Origin of the sequence: Bradyrhizobium sediminis (assembly GCF_018736085.1) — a bacterium.
Taxonomy (GTDB): Bacteria; Pseudomonadota; Alphaproteobacteria; order Rhizobiales; family Xanthobacteraceae; genus Bradyrhizobium; species Bradyrhizobium sediminis.
This window is the reverse complement of sequence record NZ_CP076134.1, coordinates 1,598,234-1,616,874: the sequence shown is the minus strand read 5'-3', so window position 1 is coordinate 1,616,874 and position 18,641 is coordinate 1,598,234. Positions and strand designations below refer to the sequence as shown.

20 protein-coding genes and 1 other RNA gene are annotated in these 18,641 nt (G+C 64.0%); 9 read left to right on the top strand and 12 right to left on the bottom strand.

Annotated features, from left to right (window positions below; genetic code table 11):
* Nucleotides 1–6: 6 nt before the first annotated feature.
* Nucleotides 7–1,782, bottom strand: coding sequence for an acetolactate synthase 3 large subunit (locus KMZ29_RS07690; RefSeq protein WP_215623151.1), 1,776 nt, complete (start codon nucleotides 1,780–1,782; stop codon nucleotides 7–9).
* 460 nt (nucleotides 1,783–2,242) lie between these two features.
* On the bottom strand, nucleotides 2,243–3,175 hold the full coding sequence (gene miaA, locus KMZ29_RS07685) for a tRNA (adenosine(37)-N6)-dimethylallyltransferase MiaA (RefSeq protein ID WP_249779851.1): 933 nt from the start codon (nucleotides 3,173–3,175) through the stop codon (nucleotides 2,243–2,245).
* A gap of 5 nt (nucleotides 3,176–3,180) precedes the next feature.
* Between miaA and serB the strand changes: the two genes are divergently transcribed.
* The 4 genes from serB to KMZ29_RS07665 all read left to right on the top strand — a co-directional run bounded on the left by serB (nucleotide 3,181) and on the right by KMZ29_RS07665 (nucleotide 4,976).
* Nucleotides 3,181–4,074 carry a phosphoserine phosphatase SerB gene (serB, locus tag KMZ29_RS07680; RefSeq protein WP_215623150.1) on the top strand — a complete coding sequence of 298 codons (894 nt, stop codon included), beginning with the start codon at nucleotides 3,181–3,183 and terminating at the stop codon, nucleotides 4,072–4,074.
* A gap of 5 nt (nucleotides 4,075–4,079) precedes the next feature.
* Complete coding sequence (locus tag KMZ29_RS07675) at nucleotides 4,080–4,316, top strand: DUF4160 domain-containing protein (protein ID WP_215623149.1); 237 nt, start codon at nucleotides 4,080–4,082, stop codon at nucleotides 4,314–4,316.
* Nucleotides 4,297–4,545: a DUF2442 domain-containing protein gene (locus KMZ29_RS07670; protein WP_215623148.1), complete on the top strand. Its 249-nt coding sequence runs from the start codon at nucleotides 4,297–4,299 to the stop codon at nucleotides 4,543–4,545. The genes KMZ29_RS07675 and KMZ29_RS07670 overlap by 20 nt, the downstream gene beginning before the upstream one ends.
* Nucleotides 4,546–4,679: 134 nt before the next feature.
* Nucleotides 4,680–4,976, top strand: a complete 297-nt coding sequence (locus KMZ29_RS07665; RefSeq protein ID WP_215623147.1) for a nucleotidyltransferase family protein — start codon at nucleotides 4,680–4,682, stop codon at nucleotides 4,974–4,976.
* Between the two features lie 116 nt (nucleotides 4,977–5,092).
* Here KMZ29_RS07665 and KMZ29_RS07660 read toward each other — a convergent pair whose 3' ends face one another.
* From KMZ29_RS07660 to KMZ29_RS07620, 9 genes are all read right to left on the bottom strand, one after another.
* Nucleotides 5,093–6,604, bottom strand: a complete 1,512-nt coding sequence (locus KMZ29_RS07660) for a Do family serine endopeptidase (RefSeq protein ID WP_215623146.1) — start codon at nucleotides 6,602–6,604, stop codon at nucleotides 5,093–5,095.
* A 164-nt stretch (nucleotides 6,605–6,768) separates the two neighbouring features.
* Nucleotides 6,769–6,969 carry a DUF2065 domain-containing protein gene (locus tag KMZ29_RS07655; RefSeq protein WP_215613004.1) on the bottom strand — a complete coding sequence of 67 codons (201 nt, stop codon included), beginning with the start codon at nucleotides 6,967–6,969 and terminating at the stop codon, nucleotides 6,769–6,771.
* Between the two features lie 182 nt (nucleotides 6,970–7,151).
* Nucleotides 7,152–8,051, bottom strand: a complete 900-nt coding sequence (gene hflC / locus KMZ29_RS07650) for a protease modulator HflC (protein WP_215623145.1) — start codon at nucleotides 8,049–8,051, stop codon at nucleotides 7,152–7,154.
* Nucleotides 8,048–9,190 (bottom strand): FtsH protease activity modulator HflK, encoded by a 1,143-nt coding sequence (hflK, locus tag KMZ29_RS07645; protein WP_215623144.1) that lies wholly within the window; start codon nucleotides 9,188–9,190, stop codon nucleotides 8,048–8,050. The genes hflC and hflK overlap by 4 nt, the downstream gene beginning before the upstream one ends.
* Before the next feature lie 157 nt (nucleotides 9,191–9,347).
* Entirely contained in the window at nucleotides 9,348–9,800 is a 453-nt protein-coding gene (locus KMZ29_RS07640) for a dihydrofolate reductase (RefSeq protein ID WP_249779929.1), read from the bottom strand.
* Between the two features lie 74 nt (nucleotides 9,801–9,874).
* Nucleotides 9,875–10,669: a thymidylate synthase gene (locus KMZ29_RS07635; protein ID WP_215623142.1), complete on the bottom strand. Its 795-nt coding sequence runs from the start codon at nucleotides 10,667–10,669 to the stop codon at nucleotides 9,875–9,877.
* 172 nt (nucleotides 10,670–10,841) lie between these two features.
* Nucleotides 10,842–11,828, bottom strand: coding sequence for a tripartite tricarboxylate transporter substrate binding protein BugD (locus tag KMZ29_RS07630; protein WP_215623141.1), 987 nt, complete (start codon nucleotides 11,826–11,828; stop codon nucleotides 10,842–10,844).
* A 112-nt stretch (nucleotides 11,829–11,940) separates the two neighbouring features.
* Complete coding sequence (locus KMZ29_RS07625; protein ID WP_215605441.1) at nucleotides 11,941–13,506, bottom strand: tripartite tricarboxylate transporter permease; 1,566 nt, start codon at nucleotides 13,504–13,506, stop codon at nucleotides 11,941–11,943.
* 7 nt (nucleotides 13,507–13,513) lie between these two features.
* Nucleotides 13,514–14,014: a tripartite tricarboxylate transporter TctB family protein gene (locus KMZ29_RS07620; RefSeq protein WP_215605440.1), complete on the bottom strand. Its 501-nt coding sequence runs from the start codon at nucleotides 14,012–14,014 to the stop codon at nucleotides 13,514–13,516.
* Nucleotides 14,015–14,339: 325 nt separating this feature from the next.
* On the opposite strand from KMZ29_RS07620, the gene ssrA reads away from it, so the two are divergent.
* From ssrA to KMZ29_RS07595, 5 genes are all read left to right on the top strand, one after another.
* Nucleotides 14,340–14,698, top strand: a transfer-messenger RNA (tmRNA) gene (gene ssrA / locus KMZ29_RS07615).
* A 160-nt stretch (nucleotides 14,699–14,858) separates the two neighbouring features.
* The gene (locus tag KMZ29_RS07610; protein ID WP_215623140.1) at nucleotides 14,859–15,368 is read left to right on the top strand and encodes an SspB family protein; all 510 of its coding nucleotides are present in this window, start codon (nucleotides 14,859–14,861) and stop codon (nucleotides 15,366–15,368) included.
* 109 nt (nucleotides 15,369–15,477) lie between these two features.
* On the top strand, nucleotides 15,478–16,896 hold the full coding sequence (fumC, locus tag KMZ29_RS07605) for a class II fumarate hydratase (RefSeq protein ID WP_215623139.1): 1,419 nt from the start codon (nucleotides 15,478–15,480) through the stop codon (nucleotides 16,894–16,896).
* 273 nt (nucleotides 16,897–17,169) lie between these two features.
* Nucleotides 17,170–17,358: a DUF4169 family protein gene (locus KMZ29_RS07600; RefSeq protein ID WP_215623138.1), complete on the top strand. Its 189-nt coding sequence runs from the start codon at nucleotides 17,170–17,172 to the stop codon at nucleotides 17,356–17,358.
* Nucleotides 17,355–17,624: a ribbon-helix-helix domain-containing protein gene (locus KMZ29_RS07595; protein WP_215623137.1), complete on the top strand. Its 270-nt coding sequence runs from the start codon at nucleotides 17,355–17,357 to the stop codon at nucleotides 17,622–17,624. The genes KMZ29_RS07600 and KMZ29_RS07595 overlap by 4 nt, the downstream gene beginning before the upstream one ends.
* 14 nt (nucleotides 17,625–17,638) lie before the next feature.
* Here the strand turns inward: KMZ29_RS07595 and KMZ29_RS07590 are convergent, their stop codons facing one another.
* Nucleotides 17,639–18,640, bottom strand: coding sequence for a HupE/UreJ family protein (locus tag KMZ29_RS07590; protein WP_215623136.1), 1,002 nt, complete (start codon nucleotides 18,638–18,640; stop codon nucleotides 17,639–17,641).
* Nucleotide 18,641 lies beyond the last annotated feature (1 nt).

The following is an 18,641-nucleotide window of genomic DNA, read 5'->3' as shown; positions in this document are numbered from 1 at the left end:
TCACCCTCACACCAGCGCCTTGCCGCCGGCGAAGGCGGCAGCGGTGGCTTCGTCATTGGCTTCCGCAGGCAGCAGCATTTCGTTGTGCGCCTTGCCGGACGGAATCATCGGGAAGCAGTTTTCCAGCGCCGCCACCCGGCAATCGAACAGCACCGGGCGCTTGATATCGATCATTTCCTTGATCGCGCCATCGAGATCGCCGGGCTTGACCGCCTGCAGACCGACGCAGCCGAAGGCGTCGGCGAGCTTGACGAAATCCGGCAGCGCTTCCGAATAGGTGTGCGACAGCCGGTTGCCGTGCAGGAGCTGCTGCCACTGCCGCACCATGCCCATGTACTGGTTGTTCAGGATGAAGATCTTGATCGGCAATTCATACTGGATCGCCGTCGACATCTCCTGCATCGTCATCTGCACCGAAGCATCGCCGGCGATGTCGATCACGAGGCTGTTCGGGTGAGCGACCTGGACGCCGACCGCCGCCGGCAGCCCGTAGCCCATGGTGCCGAGACCGCCCGAGGTCATCCAGCGGTGCGGCTCCTCGAAGCCGAAGAACTGTGCCGCCCACATCTGGTGCTGGCCGACTTCGGTGGTGATGTAGGTATCGCGCCCGCGCGTCATCGCGAACAGCCGCTCGATGGCATATTGCGGCAGGATGACGTCGTTGTTCTTCTTGTAGGACAGCGAATTGCGCGCGCGCCACTTTGCGATCTCCTGCCACCAGGCGCGGATATCGGGCTTCTTAGCTTCCGCCTTGAACACCTGCAACAGATCGCCCAGCACGTTGGCGGCGTCGCCGATAATCGGGACGTCGACGCGGATGTTCTTGTTGATCGAGGACGGATCGATGTCGATGTGGATCTTCTTGGAGCCCGGCGAGAACGCATCGGTGCGGCCGGTGATGCGGTCGTCGAAGCGCGCGCCGACGCACAGCATGACATCGCAACCATGCATCGTCATGTTGGCCTCGTAGGTGCCGTGCATGCCGAGCATGCCGAGCCAGTTCTTGCCCGAGGCCGGATAGGCGCCGAGCCCCATCAGGGTGGAGGTGATCGGAAAGCCGGTGGCTTCGACCAGGTCGCGCAGCAGCTTCGAGGCCTCGGGGCCGGAATTGACGACGCCGCCGCCAGAGTAGATCACCGGACGCCTGGCGGATGCCATCAGCGCCACGGCCTTGCGGATCTGCGCGGCGTCGCCCTTGATCCGCGGCGTATAGGAGACGTGAACGTCGGACTTGCGCGGCGGGTGATAGGTGCCGACCGCGAACTGCACGTCCTTCGGCACGTCGACCACGACCGGACCGGGCCGGCCGCTGGAGGCGACGTAGAACGCCTCGTGCAGCACCTTGGCGAGGTCGTTGACGTCGCGCACCAGCCAGTTGTGCTTGGTGCAGGGACGGGTGATGCCGACGGTGTCGCATTCCTGGAACGCGTCATTGCCGATCAGGTGCGTCGGCACCTGCCCGGTGATGCAGACCAGCGGGATCGAATCCATCAGCGCATCGGCCAGCGGCGTCACCATGTTGGTGGCGCCCGGACCCGAGGTCACCAGCACCACGCCCGGTTTGCCGGTGGAGCGCGCATAGCCTTCGGCGGCGTGGCCGGCGCCCTGCTCATGCCGCACCAGGATGTGTTCGACATCGCTCTGCTGGAACAGCTCGTCATAGATCGGAAGCACCGCGCCGCCGGGGTAGCCGAAGATATGCTTGACGCCATGATCGATCAGCGCGCGCACGATCATGGCGGCTCCCGTCATCTGGTTCGGATCGTGGCTGGTATCGCTCATGGCTTGCTCCGGATGCGCTGTTGTCAGCGGCTTGCTTCAGTTTGGGTCTGTTTTCTTCAGCTGGGTCTTGGGAAACTAACTTGGGAAAATAAAAAGGGGCCCAAGAGGCCCCATGCACACCGCCTGAATGTGGATGGCCTTAGCCATCCCCGGCGGTGCGCCTGGGTACGACGATAAGGAGTTTGGTAATAATATTACACATTCGACCGCTCGGACTTCCCAAAGGTTGCGCGGAACATACTGCCCAAGCCTGGAAAGTCAAGCCACGGGCAGCAATCGACGCAGACAGCCTAGCGGGGTTTTTTGCCCCGGGCGAGTGCGAAAATGCGGCACGCAGCCATGCGCGCCCCTTCCCACCCCGTCATTCCGGGATGGTCCGAAAGACCAGCCCTCAGGTGCGCAATTGCGCACCGGGGAATCTCGAGATTCTCCGATGTGCAATTGCACATCGGAGTTCGCGCTATGCGCGCCCCGGAATGACTGCCGAGAGCCACTCCCTCGCCTGCTCCGGCTTCACCCACTGGAACTCCGGCAATTGGTGCCTGAACCAGGTGAATTGCCGCTTGGCATAGTGCCGGGTATCGGCGCGGCCGATCACGGCCGCCTCTTCCAGGCTGATCTCGCCGGCAAGATGCCGGATCAGGGCCGGCACACCATGCGCCTTCATCGCCGGCAGCAGCGGATCGAGATGCCGCGCCGCCAAAGCCGCGACCTCCTCCAGTGCGCCTGATTTCAGCATCGCATCGAAGCGCGCATCGATCCGCGCATAGAGCTGATCGCGATCGGGCGCGAGAAACAGCGCGCGGAATTGACCCGGCGGCAACAGCGGCGGCAGACTGTCGCGATGCCAGTCGGTCAGCGAACGCGAGGTCGCCTCGACCACCTCCAGGGCGCGGGCGATGCGGGTGCGGTCGCGCGGCTTCAGGCGTTCGGCCGACGCCGGATCGTGTCGCGCCAGTTCGGCATGCAGCGCCTCGACACCGTCGCGCTCCAGCCGCGCGCGCACGCTGTCGCGTATTTCGGCGGGGATCGGCGGCACCGCCGACAGTCCTGACGTCAGCGCCTTGAAATACAGGCCGGTGCCGCCGACGAAGATCGGCAGCCGGTTTTGCGCGCGCAGCTCCGCCAGCACCTTGGCCGCATCGGCCACCCATGCGCCGGCGGAAAAATTCACCGCGGCATCGACATGGCCATAGAGCCGGTGCGGAACCTGCGCTTCCTCTTCCGGCGTCGGACGCGCGGTGAGGATGCGCAAATCGCGATACACCTGCATGGAATCGGCATTGATGACGACGCCGCCGGTTTTTTGCGCAAGCTCGAGCGCCAGCGCCGACTTGCCGCTGGCGGTCGGCCCTGCGATAAGCACGGCCTTGCTGTCGTCAGGTGAATTCACGTCAAATGTCTCTCGTCGCCACGCTCATCTGCAATCCCGCCAACCCTGCGCTCGACTCCACCGTGGTCGACGGCGCGCGCGCCGTTCTGCCCTCGGCCGGCGCTCCGCAATGGTTGTTCGACGAAGTCGCCGTCGATATCCCCTTCGAAGGCCAACACGATACCCGGGTCATCGAGGATCGCCTGCGCGAGGCCCGCGGCGATTTGCCGATCGACATTGTCGTGCAGCCTCGGGCCGCCAGGCGCAAGAAGCTTTTTCTGGCCGACATGGATTCCACCATGATCGGCCAGGAATGCATCGACGAACTGGCGGATTTCGTCGGCCTGAAGCCGCATGTCGCCGCGATCACCGAACGCGCGATGCGCGGCGAGATCGAGTTCGAGCCGGCGTTGCGCGAGCGGGTCGCGCTGCTGAAGGGCATGCCCGTCAGCGTGGTCGAGGAGGTGCTGAAGAAACGCATCACGCCGACGCCGGGCGGCCGCGAGCTGGTCATGACCATGCGCGCCCACGGTGCCTGGACCTGCCTGATCTCGGGCGGCTTCACGCTGTTCACCAAAGCGGTGGCGGCGGCGATCGGATTTCAGGAAAACCGCGCCAATCAGTTGCTGACCCGCGACGGCCAATTGGTCGGCGAAGTCAGGGAGCCGATCCTCGGCCGCGCCGCCAAGCTCGCAACCCTGATCGAGCTGCGCGAGTCCTTCGATCTCGACGAGATCGACACCCTGGTGACCGGCGACGGCGCCAACGACCTCGGCATGATCCAGGCCGCCGGCCTCGGCGTCGCCTATCATGCCAAGCCCGCCGTCGCCGCGGCCGCTGCGGCAAGGATCGATCACGGCGACCTCACGGCGTTGTTGTATGCGCAGGGGTATCGGCGGGACGAGTTCGTGGAGGGATAGGTTCGATGCCAACCGTCCTGCGTTGGGGACCTTATCGGGCGTTCTTTTACTCCAACGAGGGAGGCGAACCGCCGCATATTCACGTCAGGGCCGGAGATTTTGAAGCCAAGTTCTGGCTGCATGACCTCTCTGTCGCGGCCAATGCGGGATTTCCCGCCCATGAAATCGGCGCTATTGTCCGTCACTTGAGACCGCAACGCGATCTGCTCGAAAGCAAATGGCATGAGCACTTTGGAAATTGATGTCGCCGATATCAGGCCGGTCTCGGTTGCCTTCACGGCCGATGAGCTGGTGGTGACACTGGCGGATGGACGCAAGATCGCGACCCCACTGGCGTGGTATCCGCGGCTGCGCGACGCCGGTGTGACGGCGCGCGAGCGCTTCGAGTTGATGCCGATGGGCATTCACTGGCCTGAACTCGACGAGGACCTCGGCGTCGCCGGGATGCTGCGCGGCCGGCCGGGCGCTTGAGGCACCGGTCGCGCCGGTCCATACCCCCAATCCTCCGGTCAAGGAATGAGGAGAAGGTCCGTGGGCGGAGCAGCTCGGCAAGGGCGCAATCCGCTCCCTCCCGCTAGCCGGGATTTCGTGCTACGTTTCAACGTATGAACCGTAACGAAGCACTTGAGACCTTGCGTCGATCCGAACCTGATCTCCGTGCGCGCGGCGTGCGGCGGGCGGCCGTGTTCGGCTCGGCGGCGCGCGGCGACAGCCGTCCTGGCAGCGATGTCGACATCATGGTCGAGATCGATCCGGACGCGCATCTCACCGTGTTCGACTATGTGGGTCTCAAGGATTATATCGCGAGCCTGTTTGATGGTCCCGTCGACGTGGTGAACCGCGACGGCCTCAAACCCTACGTCCGCCCCGCTGCGACGGCTAACGCAATCTATGCCTTCTAAGTCGCTCGACACTGCCCTTCGCGATATCCTGCGCCATATCGAACTCGCGGCCGATTTCTCGGCAGGATTCGACGGCGCCACCTTCAAGCTTGACCTCAAGACGGTGCGCGTCGCCCCTACTGCACGCTCAGTGCCACGAACCGCAGTTCGCCTTCGGCGTTCGATACCAATAGCAGCACCGACTTCTTGCCGTCTTTCTTCAGCTGATCGACGCGCTTCTTGATGTCGGCGGCGTTGGCGACCGACTCCTGCGCGACCTCGACGATCACGTCGCCGGCGCTGAGGCGCTTTTCGGCGGCGTCGGAGGCGTTGTCGACACCGGTGATGATGACGCCCTTGACGCTGTCCTTGATCTTGTAGCGGGTGCGCAGGTCCTTGCTGAGGGTGGCGAGATCGAGGCCGAGCGCCTTCTGCGTCACCGGCTTTTCCGCGGGCTCTTCCTTGGTCTTGGCCGAGGCCTGCACCGCCTTGTCGTCCTGGAGGCGGCCGAGCGTGACCTTGCGGGTCTCTTCCTTGCCCTTGCGGATGATGACGACGTCGACCTCCTTGCCGACCGCAGTGCCGGCCACCACGCGCGACAGATCCTTTGGCTCCTTGATGTCCTTGCCGTCGAATTTGACGACGACGTCGCCGGGCTCGATGCCGGCGGGCTTCGCCGGGCCCTTTTCCTCGACGCCGGCGATCAGCGCGCCGCGCGCAGGCTTGATGTTGAGGCTTTCGGCGATCTCGTCGGTAACCTGCTGGATACGGACGCCAAGCCAGCCGCGGCGCAGCTCGCCGAACTGCCGCAGCGAATCGACCACGCCGATCACGGTCTTCGACGGCACCGCAAAGCCGATGCCGATCGAACCTCCCGACGGCGAGATGATCAGCGTGTTGACGCCGACGACTTCGCCGTCGAGGTTGAACAGCGGACCGCCGGAATTGCCGCGGTTGATGGCGGCGTCGGTCTGGATGTAGCTGTCATAGGGACCGGAGTTGATGTCGCGGTTGCGCGCCGAGACGATGCCGGCGGTGACCGTGCCGCCGAGGCTGAACGGGTTGCCGATCGCGATCACCCATTCGCCGAGCCGGAGCTTTTCGGAATCGCCGAACTTTACCGCGACCAGCGGCTTCGCCGGCGGCTTGAACTTCAGCACCGCCAGATCGGTCTTCTTGTCGACGCCGACCAGCTCGGCCTTGATCTTGGTGCCGTCGTTCATGATGATGTTGATCTCGTCGGCATCCGCGATGACGTGATTGTTGGTCACGGCAATACCCGCGGTGTCGACGATGAAACCGGAGCCGAGCGAGTTGGTCTTGCGCGGCTGCACCTCACCGCCCTTGGAACCGCCTCCCGGGCCGCCGCGGCGGTTCTTGAAAAAATCGTCAAAGAACTCCTCGAACGGCGAGCCGGGCGGCAGTTGCGGCATCGCGCCCCTGTCGCCGCCGGAAGACCCGCCCTTGGCTTCGACGGTCTGCGAGGTCGAGATGTTGACGACCGCGTCGATCACCTTCTCGGCGATGTCGGCAATGCCGTCGGGCCCCCGGGCCAAAGCCGGCGCGGAAAGAACGCTTGCGGCGCCAAGGCAGATTGCGGCCACCAAGGGACGGAAGCGACGGCTCTGGTAACGAATCGCACCGGTCATGTCAGCGTCTCTCTATAAAACGGGTCGGGATTTGGCCGCCACAGTGCGCCCGAACCGGGCTTTGGCGCAAGCATTTGAGCCGGACATTCCGGCGAAAAACCGACGCCAATCGCTCACGATCGCGTTGTTACGGCAGGATTTTCTGCCCGCCCCGACCGAGGCGATCAGCGCCGCACGAACCAGATCAGGATCAGGCCGGCGACCGCCGATCCGATGCCGACGACGCGCAGGATGTTGTCCGGGGTCTCCAGCGCGCTCTTCATGGCCCGGCGCATCCAGGCCGGGCTTGCCGCGAACAAGAGGCCCTCAAGCACGAACAGAATGCCCAGACCGATGAGGAAGTCGGCGAACGCAATGGACCTCATCGGACTGAAACCTCCCGTTTGGCGTTGTTCTTGGTTTTGGAGCCTCGGTTCCGATCGAAACGGAATCGAGGCCATCCTTGTGTTTGACGCGTTGCTTCACGCGAACCGGCTTCCACTTCGCTCGAAAACGCTTCGGCAGGGCGAAGCGGCATCCGCTTCGCCCTCATCTTGCGCCAGCAGCGTTACGGCTTCGGCGCGGCCGCCGCCGGCGGCTTGCCCGACGAATTGCTGAAGAACTTGAAGAAGTCGGAGTCCGGACGCAGCAGGAAGCGGGTATCGTTGCTGCGCAGCCCGGTCTCGTAGGCGGTCATCGAGCGGTAGAAGGCGAAGAAATCCGGATCCTTGCCATAGGCTTCGGCGAACAGCCGGTTGCGTTCGCCGTCGCCGGCGCCGCGCACCTGCTCGGCGCTCGAATTGGCGTCGGCGATGATGACGGTGGCTTCGCGATCGGCTTTGGACCTGATCTCCTGCGCCTTCTGGCCGCCTTGGGCGCGGAACTCGGCGGCTTCGCGCTGCCGCTCGGTCTGCATGCGCTGGTACACCGCCTGGCTGTTCTGCTCCGGCAGATCGGCGCGCCTGATCCGCACATCGACCACCTGGATGCCGTAGCCGTCGGCCTCCTTGTCGAGCTGGTCGCGGATCCGCGCCATCAAGGCCTCGCGCTCGTCGCGCACGACCTGGATGAAGGTGACCTCGCCGAGCACGCGGCGCAGCGACGCGTTGAGCAGCGTCGTCAACTGGATGTTGGCGGCCTGGATCGAGCCGATGCTTTGATAGAACCGCAGCGCGTTCTTGATGCGGTAGCGGGCGAAGGCGTCGACCACGAGCCGCTTCTGGTCCGACGCGATCACTTCCTGCGACGGGTTTTCCAGATCGAGGATCCGCTTGTCGATACTGATCACGGTATCGATGAACGGCGCCTTGAAGTTCAGGCCCGGCTCGGTGACGACCCGCACGGGCTCGCCGAGCCGCACCACCAGCACCTGTTCGGTCTGAGATACCGTGAACACCGAGCTGTAGCCGACGATCACGACGAAAAACAGCACGATCAGCGAGACAATACCTGTAATACCGGATCTCATCTTGCGGCTCCGCCCTGCTGTTGAGTTGGCGCGGCCTGACGCCGCGGCGACAGCTCGCTCAGCGGCAAATACGGCACGATGCTCTGCCCGGACGACGAATTGCCGCCGTCATAGACCAGCTTCTCGGCATTGCCGAGAATGCGCTCCATCGTCTCCAGATAGATGCGCTGCCGCGTAACATCGGGCGCCTTCTTGTATTCGTCGTAGACCTTCAGGAAGCGTGCGCTCTGGCCCTTGGCCTCGGCGACCGCCTGCTCCTTGTAGCCTTCGGCGACCTGGATGATCTGTGCGGCCCGGCCGCGCGCGTCGGGGACTACGCGGTTGGCATAGGTCTGCGCTTCGTTCTGCAGCCGCTCGAGATCGGCGCGCGCCGCCTGCACGTCGCGGAACGCGTCGATCACCTGTGCGGGCGGATCGACCTTCTGCATCTGGACCTGCTGTACCAGGACGCCGGAGCCGTAGCTGTCGAGCGTCTTCTGCATCAATTCCTGCACGCCGGCCTCGGTGGTGGTACGGGCGCCGGTGAGGATCGGCTGGATGTTGGAACGGCCGATCACCTCGCGCATCGCGCTTTCGGCCACCGCCTTCACAGTGCCTTCTGGGTTCTGGATGTTGAACAGGTAATTGCCGACGCCGTCCGGCTTGATCCGCCACAGCACGGTGAAGTCGACGTCGACGATGTTCTCGTCGCCAGTCAGCATCAGGCTCTCTTCCGGCACATCGCGCATCGTCCTGCCGCGCCGCGCCGGATCCTCGATCAGGTTCATGCCGATGTTGATGGTGGAGACCCGCAGCGCCTTCGGCAGCAGCACGGTCTCGATCGGATACGGCAGATGATAGTTCAGGCCCGGCTGCACCGTGCGCACATGCTTGCCGAAACGCAGCACGACGCCGAGCTCTTCGGACTGGACGCGGAAGAATCCGGACAGTCCCCAGATCACCACGGCCGCGAGCAGGATGATCGCGACGCCCATGCCGCTGAAATACCCGCCCGGCAGCAATTGCTGGAGCTTGTCCTGGCCGCGGCGCAGAAGGTCCTCGAGATCGGGCGGCCTCGGCCCCCCCGATTGCGGGCCGGAGCCCCAGGGCCCTTTCGAACCGGAGCCCCACGGGCCTCCGCCTTGATTCTTCCACGGCATCGACGTCTCCTTCGCGGGCCTAAGGGCAAAGACGCCCGGCCCCGCAATATCTGCCCGGCTTTATAGGGGACCGCCCCGGCCCTTACAACGCGGCTTGTTGGCTCGAAGGAGCTATGCCCGGGCCGGTAATTGTCAATGCAAACATTGCCGAATGGAGTTAATGCGGCTTTCGCCGGCGATATGTCACATAGGAGGTGTCGGCGCTGTCGTCCGGTCCGGCCGTATGCCGCACGCGCGCGACCTCTTCCCAAACGGCCGGATCGATGGCGGGAAAGTGCGTATCGCCTTCGGGCCGGGCATGGACTTCGGTAATTTCCAGACGGTCGGCGCACGTCATCCATTGCGCGTAGATTTCGGCGCCGCCGATCACGGCGATCTCAGTGGCTAAACGCCGCAGCGCGTCACCGGTCGCGACCGCGCGGGCGGCGGCGAACGACGTCGTCACCACCGCGCCTTCGGCGCGAAAGCCGGCGTCGCGCGTAACGACGATGTTGGTCCGTCCGGGCAGCGGCCTGCGCAACGAGACGAAGGTCTTGCGGCCCATCACCACCGGCCTGCCCATCGTCATCGCCTTGAAGCGCTGCATGTCGGACTTCAGCCGCCATGGCATCGCGCCATGCGCGCCGATCACGCCATTCTCGGCGACCGCGACGATGAAGACGACTTCCGGACGGGTCGTCGCGGTCACACCGCGACCTCGGCCTTGATATGCGGGTGCGGGTCGTAGCCTTCGAGCACAAAATCCTCATAGCGGAAGGCGAAGATGTCCTTTACGTCGGGATTGATCTTCATCGTGGGCAGCGGCCGCGTCTGGCGCGTCAGTTGCAGCCGGGCCTGATCGAGATGGTTCGAATAAAGATGAACGTCGCCGAAACTGTGAACGAAGTCGCCGAGCTTCAGGCCAGTTACCTGCGCGACCATCATCGTCAGCAGCGCATAGGAAGCGATGTTGAAGGGCACGCCGAGAAACACGTCGGCGGAGCGCTGATAGAGCTGGCACGACAATTTGCCGTTGGCGACGTAGAACTGAAACAGGCAATGACAGGGCGGCAGCGCCATCTTGTCGACATCGGCCGGATTCCAGGCGCTGACGATCAGGCGCCGTGAATCCGGATTGCGCCGGATCATGTCGATGACGTTGGAGATCTGGTCGATGCGGCGTCCGTCCGGCGCCGGCCACGATCGCCACTGCGACCCATAGACCGGGCCGAGATCGCCATTGGCGTCGGCCCACTCGTCCCAGATCGAAACGCCGTTGTCCTTGAGGTATTTGATGTTGGTGTCGCCTTTGAGGAACCACAGCAGCTCGTGCACGATCGATTTCAGCGGCAACTTCTTGGTGGTCAGCATCGGGAAGCCGGCGGCCAGGTTGAAGCGCATCTGATGGCCGAAGATCGACAACGTACCGGTGCCGGTGCGGTCGTGCTTCTCCGCGCCGTCAGAGAGAATCCGTTCGAGCAGGTCGTGGTACTGGTTCATGGCATTGCGGCCCCCGGGGAGCCCAAGTCTTAGCGGGCGGTCCGGCCGATCGACAGCGCCGACTCGGCAGAACGGCTGGATTATACCCGGAAAAATGAGGATTTGGCCGGCTTAAGGCAAGGGGAACAGGGACGCTCCGTCCCTGCCCTCAAAACGGCTTCGCCGAGAGCAATCAGTTGGTTGCGGGCTTGAGAACCGGCGTCCACTTGGCGATTTCGCTCTTCACCAGCGCCGCCAGCGCTTCCGGCGTGCGTTCGGCCGTCGCCGGGATCACGCTGCCGAGATCGAGCAGGCGCTTGCGGACGTTTTCATCGTCGAGCGCCTTGACCGCCGCCGCGTTGAGCTTGGCGATCACCTCCGGCGGAGTTCCCTTCGGCGCGAAGATCGCGTTCCAGGCCTGGGCCTGGAAGGCCGGCAGGCCGGCCTCCGTGGTGGTCGGAACGTCGGGCAAGGACGGATTGCGCGCAGGCGTTGCCACCGCATAGGCCTTGATGGTGCCGCCCTTGATCTGCGGCACGGCGTTGACGATCTGGTCGCACATATAATCGACCTGACCGCCGACCAGCGCATTCATCGCGGGACCGGTGCCGTTGAAGGGAACGCCGACCGGCTTGATGTCGAGGACCGAGTTCAGAAGCTGGCACGACACGTGCGAGACCGAGCCTATGCCGGCATGCGCCGCATTGACCTTTTCGACATTGGCTTTCACGTAGGTGACGAAATCCTTGAGATCCTTGGGCGGGAAATCCTTGCGCGCCAGGATCAGGATCGGGGTCCCGGCCAGCAGCGCGACCGGCTCGAAATCCTTTTGCGGATGATAGGCGAGCTTGGGATACAGCGGCACCGATGCGGCGTGGGTGCCCATATGCCCGGTGATCAAGGTATATCCGTCGTTAGCGGCGCGCGCGGCGCGGGTGGTCGCGGTGGTGCCGCCGGCCCCGACCACGTTCTCGATGATGATGCTCTGGCCCAGCGTCTGCGCCATATGACCGGTAACGATGCGCGAGATGACATCGGTCGGCCCGCCGGCCGCGAACGGCACGATCATGGTGATGGAACGCGTCGGGTAGGCTTGTGCCTGGGCCGGCGCGGGAAGCGCACTGACGCCGGCAAGCGCAATCAGTCCACCGCTTGCCAGCAGGCGACCATACCAGTTCATCAGGGTGCTCCAAAAATGCCGCTACTGTGATACCGGCGCAGGCCGGCCGACACTTACACTAAGCCACCCGGCATCCCGAAGTCGATTGGACTTCGGGATGCTCCGACGCATGTCAGCTCTCGGACTCCACGAACACCTCGTCGCGCTTCTTGCGCAGCGACGGCAGTACCGCCAGCACCAGCAGGAACGCAGCGATCGCCATCAGCACCGCCGAGAGCGGACGGGTAGCAAACACCGTCCAGTCGCCGCGCGAGATCAATAGCGCCCGGCGCAGGTTCTCTTCCATCAGGGGTCCGAGCACCATGCCGAGCAGCAACGGCGCCGGCTCGAAATCGTGCTTGATCAGCCAATAGCCGAGCAGCCCGAATATGCCGGCCAGCACCACGTCCATCGGCGCGTTGTTCACCGAATAGATGCCGATCGCACAGAAGATCACGATCGACGGGAACATCAGGCGATACGGCACCCGCAACAACCGCACCCAGATCCCGACCAGCGGCAGGTTGATGATCAGCAGCATCAGGTTGCCGACCCACATCGAGGCGATCATGCCCCAGACGAGTTCGGGCTGCTTCTGCATCACTTGCGGTCCCGGCACGATACCGTGGATGGTCATGGCGCCGACCATCAGCGCCATCACCGCATTGGGGGGAATGCCGAGCGTCAAGAGCGGAATGAACGAGGTCTGGGCAGCCGCATTGTTGGCGCTTTCCGGCGCCGCCACGCCCTCGATCGCGCCGCGGCCGAACCGCGACGGATTCTTGGACAGCTTCTTTTCCATGGTATAGGCCGCGAACGAGGCGATGACCGCGCCGCCGCCCGGCAGAATGCCGAGGATCGATCCCAGCACCGTGCCGCGCAGGATCGCCGGCGCGGAATCCGTCATGTCTTTCCTGGTCGGCATCAGGCCCGTGACCTTCTGCTGCACCAGTTCGCGGTCGCTTTCGCCGCCGGCATCGAGATTGCGGATGATCTCGGCGAAGCCGAACAGACCCATCGCGACGGTGGCAAAGCCGAGGCCGTCCGCGAGTTCGGGGATGTTGAAGGACATCCGCGACGCGCCGGTCTCGATGTCGGACCCGACCATCGACAGCAGCAGGCCGAACACGATCATCGCGATCGCCTTCAGCACCGATCCCTTGGCGAGCACCACGGCGAAGATCAGGCCGAGCACCATCAGCGAGAAATATTCGGCGGGCCCGAACGCCAGCGCGAGCTTGGTCAGCGGCGCGCCGAGCACCGCGATCAACACGGTAGCGACGCAGCCCGCGAAGAACGAGCCAATCGCGGCGATCGCGAGCGCCGGACCTGCCCGGCCCTGCTTGGCCATCTGGAACCCGTCGAGCGCGGTCACCACGGAGCCCGCCTCGCCCGGAATGTTGACCAGGATCGAGGTCGTCGAGCCGCCATACTGGGCGCCGTAGTAGATGCCGGCGAGCATGATCAGCGCGCCGACCGGCGGCAGACCGAAGGTGATCGGCAACAGCATGGCGACCGTGGCAATGGTGCCGATGCCCGGCAGCACCCCGACCAGTGTGCCGACCAGCGCACCAATCAGGCACAGCAGGATGTTGACGGGAATGGGAATCGACATGCCGCCGAGAAAGGCGGGGGTCCATTGCACCAACTGGAATACGACGCCGAAGCCGAGACCAAGATTTGAAAAGACGTCTCCCATCACACCCTCACCGGATCAGAAATTTCGGCCACATCTGCAAAGGCAGACCGAGCGCGTAGGGAAACAACAGGCTGCAGAAGGTCGTCAGGCAAATGCCGACGATGATGGTCTCCTTCCACTTGGTTTCCGGGGTGCCGAACGCTGAAATGATGAAGCTCGCAAAGGCCGAAACCACCAGGCCCAGAGGACGAATGTTGATCGCAAAGGAAAGAATGGCCAGCGATACGAACAGCGGGCCTCGCCAGGCATAGGTCGTAATATGCTCGCCATCGCTCACGAGACCGACAATCATCACCGCGATGCCGAGGCCGAGCAACAGAAACCCGAACATCCGGGGCGCGGTTCCGGCTCCGAACGAAAATCCACGCATGCCCTGAAGATCGCTCGATGCCCACAAGGCGAATACTGCGATTGCAATCAGCGCCAGGCCGCCGACGAAATCCTGCGGGCCGCGTATCCATTTCGGCATGATGTATTTGACCGGCCCATGGCTCGGCGTATCACTCATCGCACTCTCTCCCCGCACAGGGCTTCGCGCCCATTCTGTTTGGATGGCTGTCATACCGGTCCGGCGATCCTGCCTACCGATTTTCGTCAGGTAACGCCAGCAAAACCCCGCCCCCGGCCCGCAGCATCTAGAGCGGATTGAGGCGGTTGGCAAAGGCCAGCACCGCGGCGGCAACGGAAGCCGATCAGGTTACGAACGGCAAATCCGGCCCCCGGCGACATCCGCGATATCGCGATCACGTCGATCCAAGGGCAGGTCCGAGATTCGGAACGGCGGCTCCGCCGGGCCAGCGAGGGCGGGTTCCCGGTCCAAATGCGGCATTCCGGCTCTGTTTTTCCGGAGATTTGCCCCCTATATTGGAGGTGCCGGTTCGCCGGCTATGGAAATAAATTGCCGTCGCAATAAACCATTCGGACCCGGGGGCAGTACCCGGCGCCTCCACCCAAGCCCGCCGTGCCAGAACGCGGGTTTCGGCGGGGGCGAAACAGGATCGACGAGGGCGTAAAGGACGTGTTTTTTCCCGGTATGGTTCCGCCGTTATCGGGCTATGCAATAGTTGCAAACGACAACTATGCTCCGGTTGCTCAGGCCGCTTAAGCGGTTTGAAAAACCAAGTCTAAAGTCCTAGTGGGTTAAGCTCCGCCAGGCGGGGTTCGGAGGCACCTGGCAACAGAAGCCTCCACTTCATTCGATTTGCCTGAAACGCGAGCCCGGAATTCCCGCCGGCGACGGCAACGCCTGCTGACCTCGGCCCGCTGCCGGGGTAGCATGGCCGGAACAGGCGAGTCGGGGCACTGCCGTGCGTCGATCCGCCGGCAGCATTTTAAACGCGACAGGACAGACCATGGCGACCGATCACATCCGATACGACGTGCTGGCGCGCGACGCGCTGCGCGGCGTGCTGCGCCGCGTGCTGGCCGACGCCGCCGAGCACGGCCTGCCCGGGGAACACCATTTCTTCATCACCTTCCTGTCCACCGCCGAAGGCGTGAAGCTGTCGCCGCGGCTGCTCGCGCAATATCCGGAAGAAATGACCGTCATCCTTCAGCACCAGTTCTGGGACCTGGTGGTGACCGAAGACCGTTTCGAGGTCGGGCTGTCGTTCGGCGGAATTCCCGAGCGGCTGGTGGTTCCGTTCAACGCGATCAAGAGCTTCTTCGACCCGTCGGTGCAGTTCGGCCTGCAGTTCGAGCCGGCGGACGCTGCGGCCGAGGCGCCGACGGCGAACCTGCCGGCTGTTGCCGCCCCCTCCGGGCTGCCGGTTGCGGCGCCTGCCGCCGAAACCAAGGACGAGCCGGCCAAGCCGAGCGAGGGCGCCGAAGTGGTGCGGCTCGATCGCTTCCGCAAGAAATAATCGGCGCGCAGGAAATCCTGCGGCCGTGTAAAATGAAGATGCCGCCGTCGCGCGGAGCAGGCCGTGCGCCGGTTCCGATAGCCGCGACCTCGCGCAACGGACGTCATTCATGGCTCGATCGACATCTCCATCGCGAACGAAATCCACCCGCAGCGAGAGCGACAGCTTCGGTCCGATCGAAGTTCCAGCCGACCGCTATTGGGGCGCGCAGACCGAGCGCTCCCGGCAGAACTTTCGCATCGGCCAGGACCGGATGCCGATGGCCATTGTTCGCGCACTCGGCATGGTCAAACTGGCCTCGGCCGAAACCAACCGTGAACTCGGGCTGATCGATGCGCGCCGCGCCGGTGCCATTGCGCGCGCCGCGCGCGAGGTGATCGACGGCAAGCTCGACGATCATTTTCCGCTGGTGGTCTGGCAGACCGGCTCCGGCACCCAGACCAACATGAACCTCAATGAGGTGATCGCCAATCGCGCCAACGAACTGTTGGGCGGCGAGCTCGGCGCCAAAAAGCCGGTTCATCCCAACGACCACGTCAACATGAGCCAGTCGTCGAACGACTCGTTCCCGACCGCCATGCATATCGCCGCCGCGCAGCGCATCACAGCCGATCTCATCCCCGCGCTGGGCGAGTTGCATCGTGCGCTGCAGAAAAAGGAAAAGGCGTTCGCCCGCATCGTCAAGATCGGAAGGACGCACACCCAGGACGCCACGCCGCTGACGCTGGGCCAGGAATTCTCCGGCTATGCGGCGCAGGTCGCGAGCGGCATCGCGCGGCTGCGCGTGGTTGTGAAGGATCTTTATCCGCTGGCGCAAGGCGGCACCGCGGTCGGCACCGGCCTCAACTCGAAACCGAAATTCGCGAGGCTGTTCGCACGGCAGGTCGCCAAGATTACAGGATTGCCGTTCACCAGCGCCGCCAACAAGTTCGAGGCGCTGGCTGCCAACGACGCTTACGTATTCGTGCACGGCGCGATCAATTCGGTGGCGACCGCGCTGTTCAAGATCGCCAACGACATCCGCCTCTTGGGATCGGGTCCGCGCTCCGGCCTCGGCGAATTGATCCTGCCTGAAAACGAACCGGGCTCGTCGATCATGCCGGGCAAGGTCAACCCGACGCAGTGCGAAGCGATGACCATGGTGTGCTGTCAGGTGTTCGGGAACCACACCGCCATCACCATCGCCGGCAGCCAGGGCCATTTCGAGCTGAACGTCTACAAGCCGGTCATGGCCCATTGCATGATGCAGTCCGTTCAATTGCTGGCCGACGTCGCGCGCTCCTTCACCGTCAACTGCATCGAGGGAATCCGCGCCGACGAAAAGCGCATCCGGGATTTGATGGAACGCTCGCTGATGCTGGTCACCGCGCTGGCGCCGAAAATCGGCTACGACAATGCGGCCAAGGTCGCGAAGTCGGCCCACGGCCGCGGAACCACGCTCAGAGAAGAGGCGGTGCGGCTGGGGTTGGTTTCGGAAGCCGAATTCGACCGGCTGGTGCAGCCGGACAAAATGACACACCCCGGCTGACCACCGCAGCAACCCCCGTGAAATTACGGGGCGACGATATAATTATAGAAGATAACACCTAAAGACTGAGACCAATCGGCTATCTCGTTGATCTGGCTCATGGTAGAGCACTGCAATATTTGGTTTTCGCAGAGCGAAACATATTTTTAGTGCTATCAGAGAGTACTAACGGGGATTTCCTGGGATGACGACCGAGCCGGCTGAGGCGCAAAGCCACTTACGCCCTCGCTACTATTTCTCTTGTCCTTCAGTATTTGGATGATGGAGGCAGGCATGGGGGACGTGGTCAACCTGAAGCGATTCAAGAAGCGCGCCGAGCGCGAAGCGTCGGCGAAGCAGGCCGACGCCAACCGGACGCGGTTCGGCCGAACCAAATCCGAACGCGTTCTGGACGAACAGCGCAGCAGCCGTGCCAAGGATCTGCTGGATCAGCATCGCATCGACGGTGAGGACGCGCCATGAAATCGCCGGTCGTAAAGCGCTCGATCGTGGTCGCCGGCCACAAGACCAGCGTCAGCCTCGAAGAGGCATTCTGGAACGGCATGAAGGAAATCTCGGGCCTGCGCGACATGACGCTGTCCGAACTGGTCGGCGAGATCGACTCCAACCGCCAGCAGGGCAACCTGTCGTCGGCCATTCGCCTGTTCGTGCTCGACTATTTCCGGACCCGCGCCGCCGCCGCTGCCAGCGCCACTGCTGCCGCGTCGGAGCATAAGCCGCAGGGCTAGGCGACGCCGGCGTTTTAGCTGCCGCCGAGCGCCGCGGCGCGCTGCAGCGCCCAGAACATCGCAATGCTGCCGATGGCATAGGCCGGCGCTACTTCAGTCCAGCGCGGCCAGACGATGTGCGTGCGCGCGACCAGCAGCGCGCCGAGCGCGAAGGCGCCGACGAAGAGCAGTTGCCCCAGTTCGACGCCGACATTGAAGAAGAACAGCGCCAGCGGGATGGCGTTCTGCGGCAAGCCGATTTCGCTCAGGGCGCCGGCGAAACCAAAGCCGTGAAGCAATCCGAACGTAAACGCCACCACCCATGGCCAGCGCGCCGTCAGGCCCGGCCTGCCCCGCGCGTCGTGAACGATTTCCGCGGCGACGAAAACGATCGAAAGCGCAATCACCGCTTCCACCGGCGGACCCGGCACGCGGACCACACCCAGCGTCGCCGCAGCGAGCGTGATGCTGTGCGCGACGGTGAAGGCCGTAACGGTCGCAACCACGCGCCCGGCGCCTTTGACGACCAGCAACAACGCCAGCACGAAAAGCAGATGATCGACCCCGAGCAGGATGTGCTGCACGCCGAGCACGAGGTAAGTCCGCGCCACTTCCCACGCCCCGGCGGAAGCCTCGACGACGAAAGCCGGGTTGGATGGCAAAAGACGCGTCACCTGCGCGGTCCCGTCGAACCGTTCCACGCGCACCAACACGTCGGTAACCCCCGATGGAAGCCCGTCGATGCGAACCGTCTGGCCGACGAGGCCACCGGGACGCTTCAGCCGCCAGCGTTCGGAGTAGGCTCCGGCATGGAATGCGCCGCGTGGCTCCGACAGATTGACGGCGTCGGCGGGAAACACGACGTAAATGCCGAGCCGCAGATTCTCGCCTTGCGCCGGGACTTTCCAGAACACGTCATAAGTTTCCGCGTCCCGCTGGCGCAGTTCGAGGTAGCCCGGCCGGAATTCATCGGCGTCCGTGGTGAAGGCGCCGAGCAGGACGCAGAGACCGATGATGCCCCGAAGGAGATGGCGCATG

Excerpts from the sequence above, each read along its gene's own strand:
- KMZ29_RS07690 (WP_215623151.1), bottom strand. The coding sequence starts at position 1,782 with ATGAGCGATACCAGCCACGATCCGAACCAGATGACGGGAGCCGCCATG.
- serB (WP_215623150.1), top strand. The coding sequence starts at position 3,181 with ATGTCTCTCGTCGCCACGCTCATCTGCAATCCCGCCAACCCTGCGCTC.
- KMZ29_RS07675 (WP_215623149.1), top strand. The coding sequence starts at position 4,080 with ATGCCAACCGTCCTGCGTTGGGGACCTTATCGGGCGTTCTTTTACTCC.
- KMZ29_RS07670 (WP_215623148.1), top strand. The coding sequence starts at position 4,297 with ATGAGCACTTTGGAAATTGATGTCGCCGATATCAGGCCGGTCTCGGTT.
- KMZ29_RS07665 (WP_215623147.1), top strand. The coding sequence starts at position 4,680 with ATGAACCGTAACGAAGCACTTGAGACCTTGCGTCGATCCGAACCTGAT.
- KMZ29_RS07660 (WP_215623146.1), bottom strand. The coding sequence starts at position 6,604 with ATGACCGGTGCGATTCGTTACCAGAGCCGTCGCTTCCGTCCCTTGGTG.
- KMZ29_RS07655 (WP_215613004.1), bottom strand. The coding sequence starts at position 6,969 with ATGAGGTCCATTGCGTTCGCCGACTTCCTCATCGGTCTGGGCATTCTG.
- hflC (WP_215623145.1), bottom strand. The coding sequence starts at position 8,051 with ATGAGATCCGGTATTACAGGTATTGTCTCGCTGATCGTGCTGTTTTTC.
- hflK (WP_215623144.1), bottom strand. The coding sequence starts at position 9,190 with ATGCCGTGGAAGAATCAAGGCGGAGGCCCGTGGGGCTCCGGTTCGAAA.
- KMZ29_RS07640 (WP_249779929.1), bottom strand. The coding sequence starts at position 9,800 with ATGCCATGGCGGCTGAAGTCCGACATGCAGCGCTTCAAGGCGATGACG.
- KMZ29_RS07635 (WP_215623142.1), bottom strand. The coding sequence starts at position 10,669 with ATGAACCAGTACCACGACCTGCTCGAACGGATTCTCTCTGACGGCGCG.
- KMZ29_RS07630 (WP_215623141.1), bottom strand. The coding sequence starts at position 11,828 with ATGAACTGGTATGGTCGCCTGCTGGCAAGCGGTGGACTGATTGCGCTT.
- KMZ29_RS07625 (WP_215605441.1), bottom strand. The coding sequence starts at position 13,506 with ATGGGAGACGTCTTTTCAAATCTTGGTCTCGGCTTCGGCGTCGTATTC.
- KMZ29_RS07620 (WP_215605440.1), bottom strand. The coding sequence starts at position 14,014 with ATGAGTGATACGCCGAGCCATGGGCCGGTCAAATACATCATGCCGAAA.
- KMZ29_RS07610 (WP_215623140.1), top strand. The coding sequence starts at position 14,859 with ATGGCGACCGATCACATCCGATACGACGTGCTGGCGCGCGACGCGCTG.
- fumC (WP_215623139.1), top strand. The coding sequence starts at position 15,478 with ATGGCTCGATCGACATCTCCATCGCGAACGAAATCCACCCGCAGCGAG.
- KMZ29_RS07600 (WP_215623138.1), top strand. The coding sequence starts at position 17,170 with ATGGGGGACGTGGTCAACCTGAAGCGATTCAAGAAGCGCGCCGAGCGC.
- KMZ29_RS07595 (WP_215623137.1), top strand. The coding sequence starts at position 17,355 with ATGAAATCGCCGGTCGTAAAGCGCTCGATCGTGGTCGCCGGCCACAAG.
- KMZ29_RS07590 (WP_215623136.1), bottom strand. The coding sequence starts at position 18,640 with ATGCGCCATCTCCTTCGGGGCATCATCGGTCTCTGCGTCCTGCTCGGC.